The sequence below is a fragment of the Candidatus Eisenbacteria bacterium genome (assembly GCA_035712145.1).
Taxonomy (GTDB): Bacteria; Eisenbacteria; RBG-16-71-46; order RBG-16-71-46; family RBG-16-71-46; genus DASTBI01.
Map to the genome: position 1 here is coordinate 1 of DASTBI010000143.1, position 22,096 is coordinate 22,096.

Annotated in this window: 22 protein-coding genes; 10 read left to right on the plus strand and 12 right to left on the minus strand. The window is 68.1% G+C overall.

The window, feature by feature from the left end:
- Positions 1-148 precede the first annotated feature (148 nt).
- Positions 149-541: a hypothetical protein gene (locus tag VFQ05_08840; GenBank protein HET9326863.1), complete on the minus strand. Its 393-nt coding sequence runs from the start codon at positions 539-541 to the stop codon at positions 149-151.
- Between the two features lie 73 nt (positions 542-614).
- Between VFQ05_08840 and VFQ05_08845 the strand changes: the two genes are divergently transcribed.
- Positions 615-1,340, plus strand: a complete 726-nt coding sequence (locus VFQ05_08845; protein HET9326864.1) for an ROK family protein — start codon at positions 615-617, stop codon at positions 1,338-1,340.
- Here the strand turns inward: VFQ05_08845 and VFQ05_08850 are convergent.
- Positions 1,337-1,837 carry an FKBP-type peptidyl-prolyl cis-trans isomerase gene (locus VFQ05_08850; protein HET9326865.1) on the minus strand — a complete coding sequence of 167 codons (501 nt, stop codon included), beginning with the start codon at positions 1,835-1,837 and terminating at the stop codon, positions 1,337-1,339. The two genes, VFQ05_08845 and VFQ05_08850, sit on opposite strands and share 4 nt — an antisense overlap.
- Before the next feature lie 138 nt (positions 1,838-1,975).
- Between VFQ05_08850 and VFQ05_08855 the strand changes: the two genes are divergently transcribed.
- From VFQ05_08855 to VFQ05_08880, 6 genes are all read left to right on the plus strand, one after another.
- Positions 1,976-3,994, plus strand: coding sequence for a YjbH domain-containing protein (locus VFQ05_08855; GenBank protein HET9326866.1), 2,019 nt, complete (start codon positions 1,976-1,978; stop codon positions 3,992-3,994).
- 109 nt (positions 3,995-4,103) lie between these two features.
- Positions 4,104-4,478, plus strand: a complete 375-nt coding sequence (locus tag VFQ05_08860) for a hypothetical protein (GenBank protein HET9326867.1) — start codon at positions 4,104-4,106, stop codon at positions 4,476-4,478.
- Positions 4,479-4,623: 145 nt separating this feature from the next.
- Positions 4,624-4,980, plus strand: a complete 357-nt coding sequence (locus VFQ05_08865) for a hypothetical protein (protein HET9326868.1) — start codon at positions 4,624-4,626, stop codon at positions 4,978-4,980.
- Between the two features lie 129 nt (positions 4,981-5,109).
- Positions 5,110-5,466, plus strand: a complete 357-nt coding sequence (locus VFQ05_08870; protein HET9326869.1) for a hypothetical protein — start codon at positions 5,110-5,112, stop codon at positions 5,464-5,466.
- A gap of 182 nt (positions 5,467-5,648) precedes the next feature.
- Complete coding sequence (locus VFQ05_08875; protein HET9326870.1) at positions 5,649-6,014, plus strand: hypothetical protein; 366 nt, start codon at positions 5,649-5,651, stop codon at positions 6,012-6,014.
- A 150-nt stretch (positions 6,015-6,164) separates the two neighbouring features.
- Positions 6,165-6,614 (plus strand): hypothetical protein, encoded by a 450-nt coding sequence (locus VFQ05_08880; GenBank protein ID HET9326871.1) that lies wholly within the window; start codon positions 6,165-6,167, stop codon positions 6,612-6,614.
- 229 nt (positions 6,615-6,843) lie between these two features.
- Here VFQ05_08880 and VFQ05_08885 read toward each other — a convergent pair whose 3' ends face one another.
- Positions 6,844-7,572, minus strand: coding sequence for a hypothetical protein (locus VFQ05_08885; protein ID HET9326872.1), 729 nt, complete (start codon positions 7,570-7,572; stop codon positions 6,844-6,846).
- 179 nt (positions 7,573-7,751) lie between these two features.
- Here VFQ05_08885 and VFQ05_08890 point away from each other — a divergent pair, with 179 nt between their 5' ends.
- On the plus strand, positions 7,752-8,870 hold the full coding sequence (locus tag VFQ05_08890; GenBank protein ID HET9326873.1) for an aminopeptidase: 1,119 nt from the start codon (positions 7,752-7,754) through the stop codon (positions 8,868-8,870).
- A gap of 9 nt (positions 8,871-8,879) precedes the next feature.
- A complete protein-coding gene (locus tag VFQ05_08895; protein ID HET9326874.1) occupies positions 8,880-10,790 on the plus strand; it encodes an ABC-F family ATP-binding cassette domain-containing protein in 1,911 nt (636 codons plus the stop codon).
- Here VFQ05_08895 and VFQ05_08900 read toward each other — a convergent pair.
- From VFQ05_08900 to VFQ05_08910, 3 genes are all read right to left on the minus strand, one after another.
- A complete protein-coding gene (locus VFQ05_08900; protein HET9326875.1) occupies positions 10,787-11,659 on the minus strand; it encodes an alpha/beta fold hydrolase in 873 nt (290 codons plus the stop codon). The genes VFQ05_08895 and VFQ05_08900 overlap by 4 nt on opposite strands.
- Positions 11,660-11,678: 19 nt before the next feature.
- On the minus strand, positions 11,679-12,821 hold the full coding sequence (locus tag VFQ05_08905; GenBank protein ID HET9326876.1) for a citrate synthase/methylcitrate synthase: 1,143 nt from the start codon (positions 12,819-12,821) through the stop codon (positions 11,679-11,681).
- Between the two features lie 83 nt (positions 12,822-12,904).
- Entirely contained in the window at positions 12,905-13,426 is a 522-nt protein-coding gene (locus VFQ05_08910) for a hypothetical protein (protein HET9326877.1), read from the minus strand.
- 315 nt (positions 13,427-13,741) lie between these two features.
- Here VFQ05_08910 and VFQ05_08915 point away from each other — a divergent pair, with 315 nt between their 5' ends.
- Positions 13,742-16,198: a fused MFS/spermidine synthase gene (locus VFQ05_08915; protein ID HET9326878.1), complete on the plus strand. Its 2,457-nt coding sequence runs from the start codon at positions 13,742-13,744 to the stop codon at positions 16,196-16,198.
- Here the strand turns inward: VFQ05_08915 and VFQ05_08920 are convergent.
- From VFQ05_08920 to rsgA, 6 genes are read right to left on the minus strand one after another with little or no spacing between them, the layout of a single operon-like run.
- Positions 16,185-16,850: a hypothetical protein gene (locus VFQ05_08920; protein ID HET9326879.1), complete on the minus strand. Its 666-nt coding sequence runs from the start codon at positions 16,848-16,850 to the stop codon at positions 16,185-16,187. The two genes, VFQ05_08915 and VFQ05_08920, sit on opposite strands and share 14 nt — an antisense overlap.
- Positions 16,851-16,883: 33 nt before the next feature.
- Positions 16,884-17,804: a TIGR01777 family oxidoreductase gene (locus VFQ05_08925; protein ID HET9326880.1), complete on the minus strand. Its 921-nt coding sequence runs from the start codon at positions 17,802-17,804 to the stop codon at positions 16,884-16,886.
- Positions 17,801-18,574 carry a slipin family protein gene (locus tag VFQ05_08930; GenBank protein HET9326881.1) on the minus strand — a complete coding sequence of 258 codons (774 nt, stop codon included), beginning with the start codon at positions 18,572-18,574 and terminating at the stop codon, positions 17,801-17,803. The genes VFQ05_08925 and VFQ05_08930 overlap by 4 nt, the downstream gene beginning before the upstream one ends.
- Positions 18,568-19,899: a nodulation protein NfeD gene (locus tag VFQ05_08935; protein ID HET9326882.1), complete on the minus strand. Its 1,332-nt coding sequence runs from the start codon at positions 19,897-19,899 to the stop codon at positions 18,568-18,570. Before VFQ05_08935 ends, VFQ05_08930 begins: the two co-directional genes overlap by 7 nt.
- Positions 19,896-21,116: a threonine synthase gene (locus VFQ05_08940; GenBank protein HET9326883.1), complete on the minus strand. Its 1,221-nt coding sequence runs from the start codon at positions 21,114-21,116 to the stop codon at positions 19,896-19,898. The genes VFQ05_08935 and VFQ05_08940 overlap by 4 nt, the downstream gene beginning before the upstream one ends.
- Complete coding sequence (rsgA, locus tag VFQ05_08945) at positions 21,113-22,090, minus strand: ribosome small subunit-dependent GTPase A (GenBank protein HET9326884.1); 978 nt, start codon at positions 22,088-22,090, stop codon at positions 21,113-21,115. Before rsgA ends, VFQ05_08940 begins: the two co-directional genes overlap by 4 nt.
- Between the last annotated feature and the right edge of the window lie 6 nt (positions 22,091-22,096).

Genomic DNA, 22,096 nt, shown 5'->3' on the forward strand with positions numbered 1-22,096 from the left:
CCTGCAAGATGCCGTGGACGCGGTGGTCGCGGGGAAGGCGGTGGCCACGCAGGAGACCAAGGCCCTCGGCTGCTCGATCAAGTTCCGCTCGCGCAGCTGAGCAAGGCGACCAAGGGGTGCGCGGCCATGCCGCGCGCCCCACGGCTTCCTAGTAGGAGGGCGGGCTCCAGCGTTCGTGAGTGGTCGCGCCGGTCGGCTCGAGCGGCTCGATCAACTTAGCGGCGATCAATCGGTCCAGGACTCCGCGCGCTTCCCTGAGGCTGAGGTCACAGGCCTCGAGCGTCGGCTGGAGCTCGGCCAGGCTGAGGGCGCCCCCCGCCATGTCTTCGAGCAGGATGCCGTCGCCGGAGCGGACGTTGAGGCTCGCGGCCCACTCCTGCTTCGCTCGGTCCAAAGCCGTGCGGGCGTCCGGGGCTTGCTGCGCGGCGGCCATCATTTCGCGATAACGGCTGGCGGCCTGGACTCCAGCCTCCGTGGTGCGGAAGCGATGACGCGGCTTCCATGGCGCAACGCGCTCGGGGTTTCTCCAGTCGTGACTCACGGCCGAACCAACCTACCAGGAGTGCCGTGAGAACCCTAGCGCCAGGCGAAGCGCTTCACTAGTCTCTCGCCCCATGTCCAAGGCCGCCTCGCCCGTGACGTTGTCGATCGACATCGGCGGCACCGGCATCAAGGCCATGCTGCTCGATCGGCGCGGGCACCCAGTCAGCGAACGCGAGCGGGAGAAGACTCCGCGTCCCGCCACCCCCCATCGCGTGCTCGACGTCGTGGCGATCCTCGCGCAGCGGCTCGCGGGATTCGACCGAGTCTCCGTCGGATTCCCGGGCGTGCTGACCGAGGGCCAGGTCCGGACCGCCGCCAATCTGCATCCGTCCTGGATCGGCCGCCGACCCGCGCCGCTCCTGCGCCAGGCTCTGCGAAAGCCGGTTCGCGTGGCCAACGACGCGGACATGCAGGGTCTCGGAATCGTGGACGGCCGGGGCGTGGAGCTGCTGGTGACGATGGGCACCGGCATCGGATCGGCGCTCTTCCTCGAGGGCCGGCTGATTCCCAACCTCGAGCTCGGGCACCATCCGTTCCGCCGCGGACAGACCTACGAGCAACAGCTGGGCGACAAGACCATGTTGCGGATCGGAAGGAGACGCTGGAACCGCCGTGTGAGCAAGGCCGTGGAGCTGTGGCGTCAGACCTTCAACCCACGCCGCCTCTACCTGGGCGGCGGGAACGCGCGGCTCATCTCCATTCGGTTACCGGCGGACGTGCGCGTCACCAGCAACGTGGCGGGCCTGCTGGGCGGGATCAGGCTGTGGAACGAGCCCGACCCCGCCCTCCGCCGTTAGCGGACTCCGAGTAGCTCGACCTCGAAGATCAGCGTCGCGTTCGGCGGTATCGGACCGCCCGGCGTGCCTTGCGCGCCGTAACCGAGATCCGGGGGGATGGTGAGCTTGCGCTTGCCGCCCACCTTCATGCCCGCGACGCCTTCGTCCCAGCCTTTGATGACGCCACCTTGGCCGAGCACGAATTCGAACGGCTGCCCGCGATCGAGCGAGCTGTCGAACTTCGTGTTGTCGGTGAGCCAGCCGGTGTAGTGCACCGAGACCGTCTTGCCCTTCTCGGCCGTGGCGCCGGTGCCGATCACCATCTCCTCCATTCGCAGACCGGAGGCCGTGGTGACCGGTGCGCCACCCGCGGTGGGAGTCGACGACGTGGCCGCCGGGGGCGCGGAGCTCACCGCTTCGGTCGACGTCGTCGTTGTGGTTTCGGTGGTCGAGCTCTGCTGACAGCTGGTCGCCGCCAGCACGAGTAGGACGGCGAGAGAACGGTACGCGAACGGCATCGAAGCGCTCCTTGCGTGGGATGTCGAAGGGGGGAGTGAGGAGTGAGAACGAAGGACGCTCCCACAATCATCCCCGGCCTTCAAGCCGCTCGTTATGGTATTGTTCTGGGCCTTGTTTTCGCGCGCGCGACCCCCGACATGACCGACCCATCCCGCTTCGCTTCAGCCCGGATCCCGCCAGCGCTCATCGGTATCCTGCTGTTAGGCGCCCTGACCTCGCTTCCGCGACAAGGCCGGGCGCAGTCTGCCGACTCGATCCAGGTCTCTCCGGCCGCCACGGACTCCAGCGCGCTCTCGCCGACCGCCGCTTCCGACTCGATTTCCACCGCCACCGGCGCCGCGGCGGCCGAAGCCTTGACCGGCCTCGGCTACGAGAACGTGACCGTGGCCGCGGAGCCGGACAGTGCGGGCACGCAGCGGGTGGCGTACGAGAACCGGCGCTACCGGCACCTCGCCGCGGAGCTTGGCCATACTTCGCGCGCCATCGCCACGCCGGCGCGGGTCTTCGAGCGTCGGCTCGGCATGGCTTCGGCCGCCATCGACATCTCCGCCGACGGCAGCCTTCCCTCCCACGTGGTCTATCCGAGCGAGGGAGGATTCCCTGCCACCCCCGCGGGTCCTCTGCTGCGGCCGACGCGCAAGACCCTCGATCTCCTCGTCGGGCCGCTCTTCGCTTACGAGCTTCCGCGGTTCTTCACCGAGACCCAGGTGCGGATCGAGCTGCAGCCCGAGCTGCGCTTCAATCCCTGGCCCGGAGGCCGTGGCCGGCTGGCGATGGTGATTCCGATTCGGAACGACTTCGAGCCCGACAGCCTCCACCCCGACATCGATCGGGTTCGCCCTGGTCCCATGTTGTTCGAGCAGTACGGATGGGCTCGGGGCGCGGCGCTGGTCTCGGCGTGCGGCGGGATCTTCGGCTTCAACCGCTACGGGCTCTCGTTCGGAGTCGCGCGGCCTTTGCGCGGAGGAGAGATCCTCCTCGACAGCCAGGCCGACGTGACCGGTTTCATCGCCGCCTCGGACAGCGGCCTCACCTACTCCACGCTCGGTCGCTGGACGGGCTACCTGGGCGTGGCGTATCGGCCCCCCAGGCTCGGCCTGAACGTGCGATTGCGAGCCTCGCGGTTCCTCGAGGGAGACCAGGGATTCGAGGTCGAAGCCTCGAGACTGATGGGCGATTTCGAAGTGAGCTTCACCCTCCAGACGGTCCGCGTCGAGGGCTCCGACGGCATCCCGTCCAGCACGGTGAGGAACGGCGTGGTGAAGTTGACCGTTCCCATCCCCCCCATGGAGCGTCCCACCGGCCAGACCATCCGCATCCTGCCGGTCGATCGCTACACGTTCAGCTACCGCGAGGAGTCGCTGCCGGTAGGGATCCCGGTGGCCAACGTGGCTTCCCGCGAGGAGTTCCTCAGGCAGCTGGACCGGTCGGCGATGAACTCCGAGCCTGACCGGTGGGAGGCGGCCAGGGCGGGCCGGAAGTACTCGCGCCCTCAGAACGTGGGAAGGTCCTGGGTGTCGATGGTCGGCATGAGCGGCTTCATCAACACCCCTTGGGCGGGCGTACTCCCAGACAAGGCCGTCGAGTTCGGATACAACAAGATCCCCAAGGAGGCCGCCTACAGCTACCGGGACCAGCACACGAATGAGGTCTACTACGGGGCTCTAGGGTTCCTTCCACACTTCGAGGTGGGTCTGCGGTGGACCGTGATTCCTGGGTCGAGGCCCTTCGAGGACATCCTCCCCGAATCCGACTACACCGATCGTGACCGCATGTTCAGCGCCCGGCTCGAAATCCTCGAGGCGAAGCGAAATCGGCCGGGCCTCGCGGTCGGGGTCGAGGACTTCCACGGGACCCGGCGTTTCCACTCTTCCTACGCCGTGATTGGAATGCCTTTGGAGATTTACCGTTTGCAAAACCGTGTCACATTGGGCTATGCTCCATACGTCTTTAGGACGCAGGGCAGGACCCTCGATGGCTTGTTCGGAGCTTGTGAGGTGTCCTTCAAAGGCCGCGTCGTCGCCGCGATCGAGTACGACTCCGAGAAACCCAACGCTTCTCTGGGTATGGACCTCGGGTGGGGATTCAAGGCGCGAGCTGCACTGTTCGACCTGAAGCACGTAGGTGTAGGCGCAGGCTGGTACAGAGCGCTTTGATTCGGAGGTTGTCGGCAGGTCACGGACGTGCCTGCCACAGCGAACCAGGGATGGAGAGCGCGGCGCAGATGGACTCCCCTTCTGCACCTCGCGCGTAAGGAGGAAGCCCATGCAGCATGCTCGACCCAACCGACTTCGCCGCGCTGTTGCTTATGCTGCGCTTGCGGCGATGCTCGGCCTCGTCGCTCTCACCCTGTCCCAGTGCACGTTGGTGGGCGACAGCCTTACGGGTATGGAACTCAATGGCGTCGGTCCGACTTCGTGCGTGAAGCAGTGCAACGATTTCTATGCGATCGCTTACAAGCGTGAGCAGAAGATCCACGACACGAACAACGACATCTGCCAGGCGCTGCCGATGCCGCAGAAGGCCGAGTGTCTCGACAACGAGACGGCTCGCCACGAAGCTGCGAAGGCTGCGCTTGCTGCCGGCAAGACCGATTGTCAGAACGGCTGCCACCGTCAGGGAGCCGGTTCTGCCGGTTGAGCTTCAAGTGTCGCGCCGGTTGTGACGAACGGCCGGCGCGACAATCCAAGTCGTCCGAGTCGTTACCAACCCAGGAACTGCATCGGGCGAGCGTATTGACGTTGTAGAGCCTGCTAAACCACCCCTTCGTTTGGAGGCCATCGTCATGAAGCAAGCTCTCGCGCCCAAGGTTGCTTGGGTTCTAGGAGCGGTCGTTCTCCTTGGATTGTTTGCGCTCGCCGGCTGCACGCTGATCGGTGACAACGTCACCGGTGTCAAGGCCGGAGCTGGACCGACCACGTGCGTCAAGCAGTGCAACGACCTCTACAAGGTGCTGTACAACGAGGAGCAGAAGACGCATCAGACGAACCAGGAAGCTTGCCAGGCGCTCGCTCAGCCCGACAAGGCGACGTGCTTGGACAGCGAGACGGCTCGTCATGAAGCGGCCAAGGCTTCGCTCGCCGCGGGCAAGACCGAGTGCCAGAACAACTGCCACCGGCAGGGTTCTGGATCCGCCGGCTAGTCCTCGTGAGCCAAAGGCGTCGCGTTCGGATCTCGGCGGACGCGACGCCTTCCAGCCCGGGCAGTCGCCCGGGTGATCGAAGCAGAAATAGCAGAGCCTGCTAATCACCAACTCAGTATGGAGGTCACCATGAAGCATGCTCGACTCTCGAAGTCCCTCTGGGCTCTGGGCGCGGTCGCGATCGTGGCCATGATCGCGTTTGCCGGCTGTACCTTCGTCGGTGACAACATCACCGGTGTCAAGGCCGGCGCTGGCCCGACCAGCTGCGTGAAGCAGTGCAACGACCTGTACAAGACGCTGTACGACCAGGAGCAGAAGACGCATCAGACGAACGTCGAGACTTGCCAGGCCCAGTCACAGCCGGACAGGGGCGAGTGCTTGGCGGCTGAGGATGCTCGGCACACCTCCGCGCAGGCGTCTCTGGGCGCCGGCAAGATCGAGTGCCAGAACAACTGCCACCGCCAGGGCGCTGGCTCGGCAGGCTAGTCGACAATCCGTGACCGCTGCCTTCATGGGCAGCGGGTATCGAGCACCGCCGCGCCCCTCCCACGGGAAGGGCGCGGCGTTTGATTCCAGGCCGCAGTGGTACGCCACATGCTGGACGACCGGGTGTAGACGTGCTGCGGGTACGTGGAGCTTGCAACTGCCCCTTCGGAATGGAGGTCACCATGAAGCACGCTCGACTCTCGCGGACCAGCGCCCCTCGGGTGTTCGCTGCGGTCGCGGCCCTTGTCCTCCTGAGCGCCCTCGCCGCTTGTACGATGGTCGGGGAAAGGATGACCGGGGTTAGGCTCGATGACGGTCCGACGAGCTGTGTCAAGGACTGCAACGATTTCTACAAAGGCGAGTACGATCGGGAGCAAAAGCTTCATCTGAGCAACGTCGAGGCCTGTCAAGTCCTCGAGCAGCCCGCCAAGGTCGAGTGTCTCGAGAGCGAGGCGGCTCGCCACGAGGCTGCCATGGTCTCTCTGAGCGCCGGCAAGACCGAGTGTCAGAACACCTGCCACCGGCAAGGGGCGGGCACGGCAGGCTAGGTTCTCGACCGCCTACGCTGTGGACGAATGGGAGGACGGGTGCTTACCCCGTCCTCTCTTTCTTTGGCTCCGGATCGAGGGTGCTGCGTTGACAGCCACGGGCCATTGCTTTAGACCTCCCCGGACTCGTCCCCCAAGGAGGGATGCCGCATGGGCGAAGCCACTCGCGTCGTCGCGCGCTTCGGCGACGGCAAGGTTCTGAAGGGCACCACGCAGGACTTCTTTCCCAACCGGCCGAGCTTCCATCTCCTTCCGGCCGACGGCGGCGCGAGCATCGAGATCCGCTGCAAGCAGCTCAAGGCCCTGTTCTTCGTCAAGACCTTCGAAGGAGACCGCCAACGCAAGGACGTGCGGGGGTTCGTCACCGCCCCCGCCGAGACGGCGCAGGGCAAGAAGATCGCCGTTCGCTTCAAGGATGCCGAGGTGATCTGCGGCTATTCGCTCTCCTACACGCCGGACCGCGAGGGCTTCTTCATCTTTCCGGCCGACGGCGGCAGCAACAACCTGCGGATCTACGTGGTCACCGCCTCCACGACCGAGGTGAAGGCCGGGCCCGCGGCCGAGGCGATGGCGCAGCGGCTGCTCGGTGCGGACGCATGATTCACGGCTCGCTCGACGGGTTCGCCTTGCGGCTTTCACGCGCGCTCGTTATGTTCGCCGCCCTTCCACCTGAATGCTGACTCGTCCAATGGAACTCTCATGACCGCATACAAGCACCGCCTGCGTCGCAAGCGTGCCAAGCTGACCGCCCGCAAGAAGAAGGCGAAGGCCAAGGCCGCTCGCAAGCCGCGCCGCTGATCGGCGCGCGCTGGGGCAAGACCTCCTCGATCTAGCTGATGTCGAGGTAACGCAGATCCAGGGGCCCGAAGAGCCCACCGCCCTGGCCGCCGAACAGCTCTTTCCCGCGCCGCAGGCTGTCCGAGGAAACGTCGAGGATGGGAGACGTGACGTCTTCGACCGCCGCCAGTCGCGAGGTGGTTGGAAGCGAGTAGCGCTCGCTCGCCAGGTAGTCCTCGAACTCGTCCAGCGTCCAGGCGAACAGCGCGTCGACCTCCCACACCAGGCGCACCTCCTTGCCGCGAGTCAGATCGGGAGGATCGTCGGGCCGGGTGGGGACGAGCACCCCGACCGCGCAGCAGTCGCAGCCGAACCAGAAATCCAGCTCCTTCGCGAGTTTCAGATTGGCCGCCACGCGCGCCTCGGTGGGCGCGTCCTTCCACACGTTGGTGAGCAGCTCGCTGATCGCGAACAGGAACCTGAGGAGCGCCATCGGATCGTCGCTCGAAGCGCCGCGCAGACCGGTCCCGAGCACGCGGATGTTACGGATCGCTTCGAGCCGGACCCACGGTGAGCGCCGATTGACCAGGGCGCCGAGGTTCATGAGGCTGCCTTCCAGGCGTTCGCGCGCCACCGCCAGGACTTCGTCGAACGTACCCTGGCCTTTTTCGAGAAAGTCGACCGTCCGCCGCATGGCCTGATTGAGAGGGAGATACGAGGAGCGCAGCGTGCCCCAGTCCTCCGTCAGCCGTTGCTTGGCGATGACGTCCCAATCGGCCATCCGAGGTTCTCCTTGTCGTGAAGTCGAAGCGGCGCGACAGCCGCAGTATAGCCAGCGTCCCTGAAGGGTCCAAACGCTGGTCCATATCACGTGCCGAGGGTGGTGTCGGAATCGCGAGACTGGCCGCTGTGCTATCGTCGGCGGCCTTCTCGAGGCCCTCCCCCCGCTCAGGAGCCGTGATGCCCGACCCTCGTTCCAAGCGTCTCGCCGATCTGATCGTGACTCACTCGCTCGAGCTTCGGGCGGGCGAAGCGGTGCTGATCGAGGCGTTCGACGTCGCCGACGGATTGGTCCTCGATCTGATCGAGTCGATGCACGCCGTGGGCGCCCTGCCTCTGGTGTCGATCCGCTCCAACTCGATCATTCGCGCTCAGCTCCGTGGCGCCAGCGAAGCCTTCGTGCAGCGCATGGCGGCGGTCGAGCTGTCGCAGATGGAACAGGTCCAGGCCTACGTCGGCATCCGGGGCATGCCCAACGTCTCCGAGCTCGCGGATGTTCCCGGCGACCGCATGGACCTCTACCTCAAGAACGTGGTGAAGCCGGTGCATCTCGAGTACCGGGTCGAGAAGACGCGTTGGGTGGTCCTGCGTTATCCAAACCCGAGCATGGCGCAGCTCGCGGGCATGAGCACCCGTGCCTTCGAGGACTTCTTCTATCAGGTGTGCACGCTCGACTACGGCCGGATGGCCGAGGCCATGGAACCCCTGAAGCGGCGAATGGAGAGCACCGACCGCGTCCGCATCAAGGGGCCGGGCACCGATCTTCAGTTCAGCATCCGCGGGATGCCGGCGGTCAAGTGCGAAGGCCGCCGGAATCTCCCGGACGGCGAGTGCTATACGGCTCCGGTGAAGGACTCGGTGCACGGCACGATCGCCTACAACACGCCGTCGCTCTACATGGGAACGACGTTCGAGGGCGTGCGCTTCACCTTCGAAGGTGGCCGCATCGTCGAAGCGCACGGCACGCCGCCCCGGCGGCTCGAGGAGATCCTGGGCAGCGACGACGGGGCGCGCTACGTCGGCGAGTTCTCGCTCGGCTTCCACCCGTACATCACCCGGCCCATGAAGGACACGCTCTTCGACGAGAAGATCGCGGGCTCGCTCCACCTCACGCCGGGAAACGCCTACTCGATTGCCGACAACGGCAATCGCTCGCGCATCCACTGGGACCTGGTATTGATCCAGACGCCCGAGTTCGGCGGCGGCGAGGTGTGGTTCGACGACGAGTGCGTTCGCCGGCACGGCCGCTTCGTGGTCCCGGAGCTCGAGGAGCTCAATCCCGAGCGCCTCGGCGCCTGAACGCTCGCGGTGATCCACCTCCAGGGCTGTGCCTGCTCCTTCGGGCCGCGCGTGCTGTTCGAAGGCGTCGACTGGACCATCGGCCCAGGCGACCGCATGGCGCTCGTCGGTCCCAACGGCGCGGGCAAGACCACGCTTCTGCGCCTCACGATCGGTGAGCTGACGCCGGACCGCGGCACCCGCGTGATGGCCAAAGGGTCGCGCATCGGCTACCTGCCCCAGGAAGCGGCCGAGCGTTTCGAAGGCACGGTGCTCGAGCGCGCGCTCGAGGCTCGCCGCGACGTCCAGCGGCTGCGCGAAGAGCTGGATGCTCTGCATCAGAAGCTGTCCGAATCGGGTCCGGATGACCCCGATCTGGCGCGCACGCTCGATCGCGCCGGCGAGCTGCAGCATCGACTGGAGCATCTGGCCGAGCACGCCATCGAGCCCGAAGCGCGCGCGATCCTCTCCGGGTTGGGGTTTGCCACCGCCGACCAGGAGCGTGCGCTATCAGAGTTCTCGGGAGGCTGGCGCATGCGCGCCGCGCTCGCGGCGCTGCTTCTCTCCGATCCCACCGTGCTGCTGCTCGACGAGCCCACCAATCACCTGGACCTGCCGGCCATGGAATGGCTCGAGGACTACCTCGAAGACTTCCTCGGTGGCCTCGTGGTGGTCTCCCATGACCGCGTCTTCCTGGACCGGGTGGCGACGGAGATCTGCGAGCTCGAGGGCGGGCGCTGGACGATCTACCCTTCCTCGAGCTTCACCCGGTACCTGGAGGAGAAGGAACGGCGCGAGGAGCAGCTCGAATCGCACAATCAACAGCTCGACCGCAAGATCGCCCAGCTCAACCGTTTCGTCGAGCGCTTCGGCGCCAAGAACACGAAGGCGACGCAGGCGCAGAGCAAGCGCAAGATGATCTCGCGCCTCGAGGCCGAGCGCGTCGTCATTCCGCGTCGCGCCAAGACCGTGCGGTTCCACTTCCCGGCGCCGCCTCACGCCGGAAGGAGCCTGCTCGAGCTGAAGGGCGCGGCGTTCAGCTACGGCCTGGGGGATGTCTTCCGCGACGCCGACGTGCGGATCGAGCGCGGCGAAAAGGTGGCCATCGTGGGCGCCAACGGCGCGGGAAAGACCACGCTGCTGCGCGTCCTGGCCGGGCAGCTCGATCCGAGGCTCGGCACGCGTGACGTCCCGCCGCTCACCCGCGCCGCGTACTTCGCGCAGCATGCCGCCGAGACGCTCGATCCGGACGCCACGGTGCTCGAGTCCCTGGAGCGCCAGGCTACCGCCGAGTGGCGTCCGCGGCTGCGTTCCCACCTCGGGCAGTTCCTGATGTCGGGAGACGATGTGTTCAAGCGCTGCCGCGTGCTGTCGGGCGGCGAGCGTCAGCGAGTCGCGCTGGCTCTCATTCTCCTGTCCCCGGCCAACCTGCTGCTCCTGGACGAGCCCACGCACCACCTCGACCTGGCCAGCAAGGAGGTGCTCGAAGAGGCGCTGGTCCAGTACCCGGGAGGCGTGGTGGTGGTCACCCACGATCGCTCGCTGATGGTTCGGGTGGCCACGCGGGTGATCGAGATCCGGGACGGCCGCGTGATCCCCTATCCCGGTGGCTATGCCGACTACGAGGCCGCGCGGCTCATGCGGGGGGCGGAAGCGAGCGCCAAGACCGAGGTCGCGGCGCCAAAATCGCCCGCCCGTCGTCCGCAGCCGGCTCCACGCAAGCCATCACCCGGAAAACGTGACGCCGGCCGCCGCGAGCGCGACGTGAAGCGCCTGGAGGCCGAGATCATGCAGCGCGAGTCGCGCATTCACGAGCTCGAGGCATCCCTGGCCGATCCCGAGATCTATCGGGACGGCGCCAGGGCTCGCGAGCTGCTGGCCGAGTACGAGCGACTGCGCAGCGAGAACGAGTCGCTGTGGCAGCGGCTCGAAGACCTCTAGGCCGCGGGATCTCCCGCCAGGAAGTCCAGGACCCGACGCTCGTACTCCTCGCGCTGCGCGATCCACGCACGGTTGTGCCGCGCATTGGGCACGCGCCACAGCGGATGACGACCGCCCGCCGCCTCCCACAGACGCTCCGAATGCCGCGGCGCGACCCGCTCGTCCTCCTCCGAATGAATGAAGAGCACGCGGCGCTCGCGCAACCGCGACGCGCACTCCACGACGTCGGTGGCGCACGGATCATGGCCGCTGGCGAGAATGCCCAGGCGGCGGACCATGGGAACGAAGGGCCAGCGAGGAAGGCGAAGGAAGCGGACGAGCATGTCGTCGACCGCCCCGCTGCCGGTGGCGAATGGGCAGTCGACGACGACCATCTCGGCATCCGGATGGTCGGCGGCGAGCATGAGCGCCACCGAGCCTCCGAGGGACTCCCCCATCACGCCCAGCCGGTCATTCGGCACGCGCCGCTTGAGCCAGCGCCACGCGGCCTCGACGTCCTCCCGCTCGTGGTGGCCGAGCGTCGTGGGCAGCCGCCGTCCGCGCCGCGACGAGCGGAAGTCGATGGCCAGCGCGCCGTACCCTGCCGCGCGCAGAAAACCGGCGTAGCGCCACATCCGGTGATGGGTGCGCCCGTAGCCGTGGAGCAGAAGCAGCGTGACGCCACGATTCCCGGGCAGATACCAGCCGGACAGTGCGTCATCGTCGGCGAGCGGGATGGTGACTTTTTCCGCCTCGTCGTCGAGATCGCGCGCGCCGCCGAGATCGCGCGGCACGGGGGGGTAGAGCGCCAGCCATGCCGCCGCGGCCGCCGCTCCGCCCACGAGCGTCGGAGCTCCGACCATGGTCATGGAGATCAGCAGCGGTTCCACGTCGCCTCCTCGCGCCGCCTCAGCGCTCGACCGAAAGCCCGCGCCGTCCGACGTACTCCGACTGCGGGCGGATCAGATGGTCCTCGGCGTGCTGCTCGATGACGTGAGCGCACCATCCCGCGACCCGTCCGCACGCGAACAGCGCGACGAAGGACTTGGGCGAGAGCCCCAGGGACTGCAGGACCAGCGCGGTATAGAACTCGACGTTGGTGCGGAGATTCCGGCCGGGCTTCTTTTCGTCCAGCAGCCGCAGGGCGACCTGCTCGACGCCGCGCGCGAGATCGAAGAGCCGCCGGTCCTCGAGCTGCGCGCCGGCCATCTGCTCGGCGACCCGGCTCAGCACCTCGGCGCGAGGGTCGCGCACCTTGTAGACCCGGTGGCCGAATCCCATGATGCGGCGCCCGGCCTCCAGCTCCTGGCGCAGCCAGCGCTCGGCGTTCTCGAGCGTCCCGATCTCTACCAGCATGTCGAGCACCGGTCCGGGAGCGCCGCCGTGGAGCGGTCCCTTGAGCGCACCGATCGCGCCGGTCACGGCGCTCACCATGTCGGAGCGCGTGCTGGCGATCACACGGCCGGCGAAGGTCGAGGCGTTCATGCCGTGATCGATCACGGTCACCCAGTAGGTGTCCAGCGCCTTGGCCGCCACCGAGTCGGGCTCCTTGCCCAGCACCATGTGGAGGAAGTTGGCGGCGTGCGACAGATCTTCGCGCGGTGGAATGGGCTCGAGACCCGCGGAGAGCCTGAGGTGGGCCGCGACCATGGTGGGGAATCGAGCGGTCACCATCTTGGCGGCGGCCAGATCCCCGGGCGGGGTGATGTCATCGGGATCGGCGAGATCCAGAGAGAGCGTGGCGCACGCCATGCGGAGCGCGTCGATCGGGGCGGCCGCGACCGCGGCCCTGAGCACCGACATGGTCTGCGGTGGCAGCTTCCGCGAGATCGCCATCTCGCGCTCGAGCATCCCCAGCTCGTCGCGGCTCGGCAGCGAGCCGCGCCAGAGGAGATACGCGGCTTCCTCGAAGCTGACGCGGCCGGCCAGCTCCTTGAGCTCGTAGCCGCCGATCACCAGCTGGCCCGCGCTGCCGTCGACGTGGGAAAGCCGCGTCCGGGCCGCGACCACCCCGTCCAGACCGCGAGGCACGGGGGTGCTGATGCTCGACATCCAGGCTCCTTTCACCGGGGAGGACGAACGACTATGGCATCGAGATCGGTCCGGTGGCAAACGGCGAAGGGAAGGCGTGCGGCTCAGGCGGCCGCGGCGAACCCATCGGAAGCGGCGCGACCGAGCGCGGCCCCCACCGCCTCGGAGACTTGCACGCTGGCGATCGCACTGGCGTTGACCAGGTGCACCGCGACCGGCGTGAGCAGTGCGAAGAACGCTCCACCTCCATTCATGAAGTCGGAGATGCGCTGGGACTCGCGCTCGAGCGGCATCCAGATGCGGCCGGCGAGCATGGTGCCGTCGCTCAGGAGCAGCTCCGCCGGCTCCTCTCGCCATGGCTTGAAGCCGCGAGCGAAGACGTCGCTCTGAACCACCTGTCGTCCGGCCGTCACCCGTGTGACGCGCTGCTTGTTGACGAGGTGGATGCGCCCTTCGGGCCCGACCGCGACCGGAAGGAAGCGCGCCGACTCGTTGAGCTTCTCGAGCAGCGTCTGGTGCTGGTTCCCGGCCGCGTCGAGATCGAGAAAGATCGACCCCAAAAGGCCAGCCAGGTCGCTCGACCAGAGCGTGACCGGAATGCGACGTTTGGGAATGTAGTGGTCCATGGCCTCCTCGCGAGGCGCGGCATCGTGCAAGCCGCGTGCCCTGGAGGACGCGGGCCTGGGCGTGCCGCCGGACTGGGACACCGTCGCGCTTCGTTGCGAACTGCATGATCGCCTCGGCCGCCGAAGCGCGTTTCGCGCTGGCCTGCGCGGAGATGCCCGTCCGGCTATACTCCGCCGCTCCTCGGCCTCCGCGGCCGATCCCTTCCACCCTCGCGCCGAATCGTGCACGACGACCCGTCCACAGACCCGGACACGACCGCAGTGCCCGCTCCCCTTCCTTCGTCGCAACCCGGCCTGGTGAGGGGAGCCTTCTTCGTGTCCGGCGCCGTCAGTCTCGTCTATCAGGTGTTGTGGATGCGCGAGCTCGGCCTGCTCTTCGGCAACACGGCTCAAGCCGGCGCGACCACCTTGACCGCGTTCTTCCTGGGCTTGGCACTGGGAGGCTTCGCCGCGGGCAAGATCGCGCCTCGACTCGGGAACCCGCTGCGCGCCTACGGCTGGATCGAGATCGGCGTCGCCGTCACCGCGGTTGCGTACTTCGGACTCATGAGCCTCTACGGCGCCATCGTGCCGGCCCTGTTCCGAAGTCTAGGCAGCAGGCCGGAGCTGTTCCTGCTCGCCAAGTTCGGACTCGGCATACTGGTGCTCCTTCCGCCCTCGTGCCTGATCGGTGCCACGCTCCCGCTCGTCGGCGAGCACATCGTGCGCGGGCGAGATACGCTGGGACGCGGTGGCACGATCCTCTATGCCCTCAATACGCTGGGCGCGGCCCTCGGGGCACTCGCCGCGGGGTTCTTCCTGCCGCTCGCGCTCGGCTTCCGCGGCGCGTATGCCGTCGCGATCGCTTCGAACCTGGTTCTCGGCATCGTGCTCATCGTGGCGGCCCGGACCTCGGGCCCGCCGGCCGACGCCTCGGCCGCGGCTCACACGCCCCACTCACAGCTCACGTCGATCTCCTGGACGCGGGTGCGCGTGCTCGCCTTTCTCAGCGGGCTCGTGACGCTGGCGCTCGAGGTCCTCTGGACGCGGATGTTCTCCCAGGTGCTGCACAACTCGGTCTACACCTTCTCCATCATCCTCGTCATCTTCCTGGTCGCGCTCGCCCTCGGCTCGCTCCTCGCTCATCGCCTGATCGGGTCCTCGCGCGAGCCTTCCAACGTCCTCGCGCTGCTGCTCGGCGCCGGCGCCGTGCTCACCAGCGTCTCGCCCTGGCTCTTCTTCGCGCTGACGGGCGGACTGCGCTACATCGCCGAGCAATCCGGATGGATCGCGTACCAGCTCACCGTGTTCACGCTGAGCGGCCTGGTGATGATGCCGGCGACCATCGCGCTCGGCACCGTGTTCCCCTATCTCCTCCGCCTCGGCGAGACGCCGGCGCGCAGCGCCGGTCGTACCGTGGGGGAGCTGGTCGCCATCAATACGCTCGGCGGCATCGCGGGCTCCTTGCTCGCGGGCTTCGCCTTCCTGTCATGGTTCGGCCTGTGGTCGAGCATTCGCCTGGTGGCGCTCGTGGCCATCGCCGGGCTACCGCTGATCGCGGTGCGGGGAAGCGCCGCCGGCCTGCGCTGGACCATGGCGGCCGCCTCGCTGGCGACCATCCTGATCACCGGGCTCGTTCGTCCGCCGGCGGTGCGTCTCGATCCCGCCGAGGAGGAGCGCCTGGTCGACCTGCGCGAGGGACCGGCCGGCACCGTGGCCGTGATCCAGAACGCCAACGGCCGGGTCATCAAGGTGAACAACCACTACACGCTCGGGGGCACCGCGGCGCTGCGCGACGAGCGCCGGCAAGGCATGCTGCCCCTCCTCCTCCATCCTCACCCGCGCGACGTCTACTACCTCGGCATGGGAACCGGGATCACCGCCAGCGCCGCCCTGGTCCCGGGTGTTTCGCGGATCACGGTGTGCGAGCTGGTCCCCGACGTGATCACCATGGCGCGCCGCCACTTCGGCCCCTACGTCGGCGAGCTGTTCACCGACCGCCGGGTGCGGCTCGTGGCGGAAGACGGACGCACGTTCCTGCGCGCGACCGACGAGCGATTCGACGTGATCATCTCGGATCTGTTCGTGCCGTGGGAGGCGCGTACGGGCAGTCTCTATAGCCTCGAGCACTTCCGTTCCGCCCGCGACCATCTCCTGCCAGGAGGCGTGTTCGCGCAATGGCTGCCGCTCTATCAGCTTTCGCGCCGGGAATTCCAGATCATCGCGCGCACCATGCTGGAGGTCTTTCCACACGTGACCGTGTGGCGCGGCGATCTGGCCGTCACCACGCCCACCATGGCGCTGGTCGGACGGCTGGACGGCGCCCCGCTCGATCCCGAGATGGTCGTGCGCCGCCTCCGCGAAGTGCCGGACCCTTACCTGCTCGTCGGACACGGCCCGCGCGCCGCGCCGATCATGTGGTCCTACGTCGGCAATCTCGAAGCGGCCCAGTCACTGGTGAGATCGGCGCCGCTCAACACCGACGACCGTCCGCTCATCGAGTACCTGGCGCCTGTGACGCACCGCCGCGCCTCCGGCAAGCGGGCGTCGTTCCTCATTCGCGACCAGCTCGTCGATCTGTGCGGCGACTTCCTGCGCCGCGTGCCGCCCAACCAGGATCCCTATCTCGGCCGGCTCATGGATTCGGAGCGCGGCTTCGCCGTGGCGGGCTTCTATACGCTCGAAGCGGCCGTCGCGCGCCGCATGAATCGTACCGCGGATGCCGACAGCGCCGACCTCAGGCTGCAGAGCCTGCTCAAGGAACTGTTCCGAACGCGCGTCAGCGAGGAGTGACGCTGGCGACCCGGAAGCGGAACGAGTAGGTGCGTGGCCGGTCCTCCACGATGAACACCAGATCCACGCCGAACGCGCGATCGGTGTACTGCGGGGCGGTGGCATCCTCGGGCAGCAGAGGACGATGCAGCTGGGTGCTTCGCCCGGCCGGATCGTAGAGGTAGTTCATGGGGAACATCGAGTCCCCGAAGCGCTGCAGGCCGGCGATCTGGGTGCTGGGCTGGGACTGGAAACGGTCCTCCCAGCGGGTCGTGTTGTGCGCCACCTTGTCGGAACCGCCGGTCGGGGCGTAGAAGACCGATCGGTCCCAGTCGAGCGTCACGACACGGTTCTGCCGGTTCTCGACCTGGAAGTAGAGCGCGTCAGGACCGGGCTTGAAGTAGAAGGAGAGGTCCCGGTCCTGGTAGTTGAATCCGCTGCCGCCGGGTTCGGTCATTCGGAAGCGGTAGACGTAAGGCGAGGTCGACGAGCCGGGAATCGACTCCACCGAGTCCTTGGCGCCCCCGGTGACCTCGGTGTTCAGGCGCCCCTCGGGAGCGACACTCATTCCTCCCGAGGCGGGAACCTCGGGGGCCGGGCCGGTTCCCGCGGCACAGCCGGTCACCGCGGCGGCGGCGAGGACCGCGGCGAGTCGCGCACGTAGGCTGTTCACGGCGGAGAGCCTAGGGGGCTCTGGCGATTCCCGTCAAACCGGACCCTGGAGGACCGCTCGCAGGGCGCCCTCCAGGTCGGGATGGGTGAATCGAAAGCCGTCCTCCTCGAGCCGGCGGGGCAGGACGCGAGCGCTCGCGAGGATGGCCGCGTCCGCCATCTCCCCGAGCACCATCCGCAGGACGAACGCGGGCGCGGGCACGATGGCCGGCCTTCTCGAGACCCGGCCCAGGACAAGAGCGAAGTCCTTCTGGCGCAGGGGCTGCGGGGCGACGACATTGACGGGGCCTGCGAGCGAGGGACGCTCGAGCGCCCTCTCGAGCACGGCCACGACGTCGTCGATGGTCACCCAGCTCCAGAACTGCCGTCCGCTCCCGAGCGGCCCACCGAGACCGAGCCGGGCCGGAATCAAGAGGCGAGGAAGGGCGCCTCCCTCCCGCGCCAGCACCAGGCCGAGCCTCAGGCTCACGGTCCGGCAGCCGGCGGCCTTCAACGGATCGCTCGCCGCCTCCCAAGCCTGCGCCAGATCGGGAAAGAAGCCTTCACCCGGCGGGCTCGATTCATCGAGCACCTCGTCCCCGCGATCACCATAGATGCCGATGCCCGAAGTGCCGACCATGGCGCGAGGCGGGGCAGCGGACTCGGCGAGTCGTTGGCTGAGTGCACGCGACGCGTCGACACGGCTCGACCAGATCCGTCGCTTGTTCTCTTTCGTCCAGCGCGGACCGTCAATCGACTGTCCGGCGAGATACACGACGCCATCCAGCGGCGGCGACGGATCCAGGCGGCCGGTCTCGGGCGTCCAGCGGACCTCGTCGCTCGAGACCACGGCGCGCCGCACGGCGCGCACCACCGTGTGTCCAGCCCGCCGGAGCCGCGGCACGAGCCGCGAGCCGATCAGCCCGCCGGCGCCCGTGACCAGGATCCGCCCAGTCCGGGGCGGGCTAGAGATCAGGCCGGCGCCTTCCGCGTGAGGTGGTCGCTGAAGGCTTTCAGGAAGTCCACGGGCACCGGGAAGATGGTCGTGGAGTTGTTCTCGGTGGCGATCTCCGCGAGCGTCTGCAAATAGCGCAACTGGAGTGCTACGGGCTCGCGGCCGATGACGGCGGCCGCTTCGGCCAGGCGCGCCGCGGCCTGATACTCACCCTCGGCGTTGATGACCTTGGCGCGGCGCTCGCGCTCCGCTTCGGCCTGGCGCGCGATCGCGCGCTGCATCTCCTGCGGAAGGTCGACGTTCTTCACCTCGACGGTCGAGACCTTGACGCCCCACGGCTCCGTCTGGCGATCGATCACCTGCTGCAGGGCCTGGTTGAGCTTCTCGCGCTCCGACAGGAGCTCGTCGAGCTCGGCTTGCCCGAGGATCGAGCGCAGCGTGGTCTGGGCGATCTGCGACGTGGCGTAGAGGTAGTTCTCGACCTGCACCACCGCCTCCTGCGACGACACGACCCGAAAGTAGATCACCGCGTTCACCTTCACCGTCACGTTGTCGCGCGTGATGATGTCCTGCGGCGGCACGTCCATCGTCACGGTACGGAGTCCCACCTTCACCGCCCGATCCACCAGAGGAATCAGCAGGACCAGGCCTGGGCCCCGCTCTCCCACCAGTCTTCCCAGCCGAAACACCACCAGCCGCTCGTACTCGCGCACGACGCGGATCGCGTTGGCGAGGATGACCAGTCCGAGAAAGAGGAGGAAGAACAACAACGAGCCGGCGAAGGTCAACATGGGTGCGCCTCCTTGGCCAAGGGGCGAACGGTGAGCCGCAGTCCGCTCATCCCCGTGATCTCCACGTACGCGCCGGGTTCGACCGGCGTCTCCGAAACCGCGCTCCACAGCTCGTCGCCAACTCTCACCTGACCATCGGGCCTCAGGCCGTCCAGCGCGACCGCGCGCATGCCGACGAGTCCCTGGCGGCCGGTGGTCACCTTCCGGCGCTGTGCTTTGATCCCCGCGCCGATCAGGAAGGCGAAGAACCCGGTGGTCGCGATCGTGGCCGCCGCGATCGTCGCCCACGAGAGCCGCGGTCCGGGGCCGCTGGGCTCGAACAGGATCACCGAGCCGAGCACGAGCGCAAGCACACCTCCCGCCGTCAGCAGGCCATTCGTGGCCACCTTGATCTCGGCCACGAAGAACACGATCGCCAGGGCGATCAGAGCCAGGCCCGCGTAGTTCACCGGAAGCACCGAGAACGCCAGGAAGGCGAGGATGAGACAGATCGCGCCCACCACGCCCGGCAGGATCGCGCCGGGATTCTGGAGCTCGAACAGCATGCCGTAGAACCCCAGCATCATCAGGATGTACGCGACGTTGGGATCGGCGATGAGCGCCAGCAGACGCTGGCGGAAGCCGGGCTCGATGCGATCGCTGGGCAGGCCTTTCACCCGCAGGCGCCGCACCTCGGCGCCGCGGCGCCACTCGCGACCGTCCGCCTTGGCCAGGAATTCGTCCAACGAGTCGGTCACGAAGTCCACGATGCGCAGCTCGACCGCCTCCGTCTCGCTGGCGGCGACGGCATCGCGCACCGCACTCTCCGCCCAGCTCGCGTTGCGGCCGCGCTGCGCCGCCACGGTGCGGGCGAAGGCCGCGGCGTCGTTGGTAGCCTTGCGCGACAAGGTCGAGTCCATCCCGCCCTGCATGTTCACCGGTGTGGCGGCGCCGATGTTGGTGCCGGGCGACATGGCGGCGACGTCTCCGGCCATGACCACGAACACTCCGGCGGAGGCCGCGCGGGCGCCTCCCGGCGTCACCCACATCAGCACGGGGACGGGTGAGGCCAGCAGGCTCTTGACCATGTCCCGCATGCTGGTCTCCAAGCCGCCCGGAGTGTCGACCTCGACGACCAGGGCCTCGTAACGCTGTGCGTGCGCGCGAGCCAAAGCGCTCTTCAGCGCCTCCGCGGTCACCGGCGAGACCGGACCTTCGAGCCGCATGACCAGCACGCGGCCTGCCCCCTTCGCACGCGGCGCCGTCTTGCTCGGCGCCGTCTGGCTCGGCGCCGTCATCGCGAGCAGCGCGAGCACGCCGATCGCGCCGCAGGCGAGCGCCCTCACGAGGAGGCTCCCGAGCGCCGCCGAAGCGCCGCTCGCCAGGCTTCGGGATATTGGACCCCGCTTCCCGTGTTGTAGATGACGATGCGCTCGTCGCGATGGACCTCGCCGCTCGCGAGCAGCTGACGCAACGCCGCCAGCGTGGCACCGCCTTCGGGACATGCCACGCAGCCTTCCAGCTCCGCCAGCTCCAGCATGCCGTCCAGTAGCGCCTCCTCGGCCACCGCGACCGCCGTGCCACGGCTCTCGCGGATGGCCTTCAGGATCAGGCTGTCGGCGAACGGAGAGGGAACGCGCAGTCCTGCGGCCAGCGTCTCCGCATCCTCCCACGGACGCGCGCGAGGCTGATTCTCCTCGAGCGCCCGCACGATCGGCGCGCACCCTCGCGCCTGCACCGAGATCAACCGCGGCATCGGATCCTGGATCCAGCCCAGCGCGGCCATCTCGAGGAAGGCGCGCCACATGCCCACCAGCCCCGTTCCGCCGCCGGTAGGATAGAAGATGACTTCCGGGAGCCGCCAGCCCGATTGCTCGGCGATCTCATAGCCCAGCGTCTTCTTGCCCTCGACGCGAAAAGGCTCGCGGAACGTGGCGACGTTCCACCACTCCGGCGCGGGCGCCCAGCTCAGGAGCTCGCGTCCCGCATCCGCGATCGTGCCGGGCACGAGCTTCACTTCGGCACCCAGTCCGAGCGTCTCGAGCACGAATGCCTCGGGCGTGCTCTCCGGCATGGTCACCCGGCAGCGCAGGCCCGCGGCCGCGGCATAGGCCGCGGCCGCCGCACCGGCATTGCCGGCGCTGGGCAGCGCGATCTGGTCCCGGCCGTATGCGATCGCGCCGTTGATCGCGAGCGCCAGCCCGCGAGCCTTGAAGGAGTGCGTGGGGTTGGAAGCCTCCTCCTTGAGCCACAGCGTGCGCATCCCGAGCGTCTCACCCAGGCGTTGGAGCGGACGGAGCGGCGTGCCACCTTCGCCCAGCCGCACCAGGGGGGCGTCCGCCGCGAAAGGCAGCACGGCCCGGTAACGCCAGAGATCCACGCCGAATCGTGCGAGATCGTCGCGTTTCACCTCGCGGGCGATGGCTTCGAGGTCGTAACGGGGCAGCAGCGGCCGCCCGCAGCTCGGACACACCGACGGCATCGAGATCGGATCGGTGGCGGCGCCGCAGTCGAGACACTCGAGCGTCCGCAGCCGCGATTGGAACGGCGTGGTGATTTTCACGCGCCTGGTCCGTCGCTTCGCGTCTCGCGCGCCGCTTCGGCGGCCAGCTCCGCCCTGAGCTTGAGGAAGGACGCGTAACGACGCTCGGCGATGCTTCCCCTCGCCACCGCCTCGCGGACCGCGCATCCGGGCTCGGACGCGTGAGCGCAATCGGCGAACCGGCAGCGTCCGAGCGCCGGGCGGAACTCCGGGTACGCGTGGTCCAGATCCGCCGGACCGATCCCCCACAGCCCGAATACGCGCACGCCGGGAGTGTCGACGAGCTCGATGTCGCTCTCGGGCTTGAGCAACCACGCCGCGGTCGTGGTGTGTCGTCCCTTGCCGGTCTTCGGATTCACGAGTCCTTCCTGCAGGTCCAGTCCGGGGACCATGGCATTGAGCAGCGTACTCTTGCCGACGCCCGAATGTCCCACGAACAGGCTGCGCCGTCCTCGGCACGCCGCGAGGAGCTCCGCCACCCCTTGCCCCGTTTTTCCGCTCACCGCGTGCCCTGCGTAGCCCGCCCTTGCGTAATCCGCGAGGATCGATGCCGACTCGCGCTCCGCAAGGCGCAGATCGACCTTGTTGAGCACCACTCGCGCGGGAATGCCGTCGTGCTCGGCCTGGCACAGAACGCGGTCCGCGAGGCCGGGACTGAACGGAGGGTCCGCGCAGGCGGCGACGTGCACCACCTGATCCAGGTTCGAGGCCACCACCTGACCGGCGCTCGCGCGCCCCGCGGCCCGGCGATGAAAGGCGTTGCGCCGCGGCGCGACCTCGGCGATCAGCACGTCCTTCTGATCGGCGCCGGCTCGTTCGCCGGGCTCGACCCTCGCCCGGTCTCCCACCACCACCGTGTTCCCGAGCGCCTTGCGGTGTCCCATCAGACGACCCCGCGCTCGAGCGCGTGTGATGGTTCCGTCTTCGAGGCGGACGAGGCAGCCGCCGAAGTCCACGCGCACGACATCGGCGTGAGCGCCCATCGTCGCCGTCACGCGCTC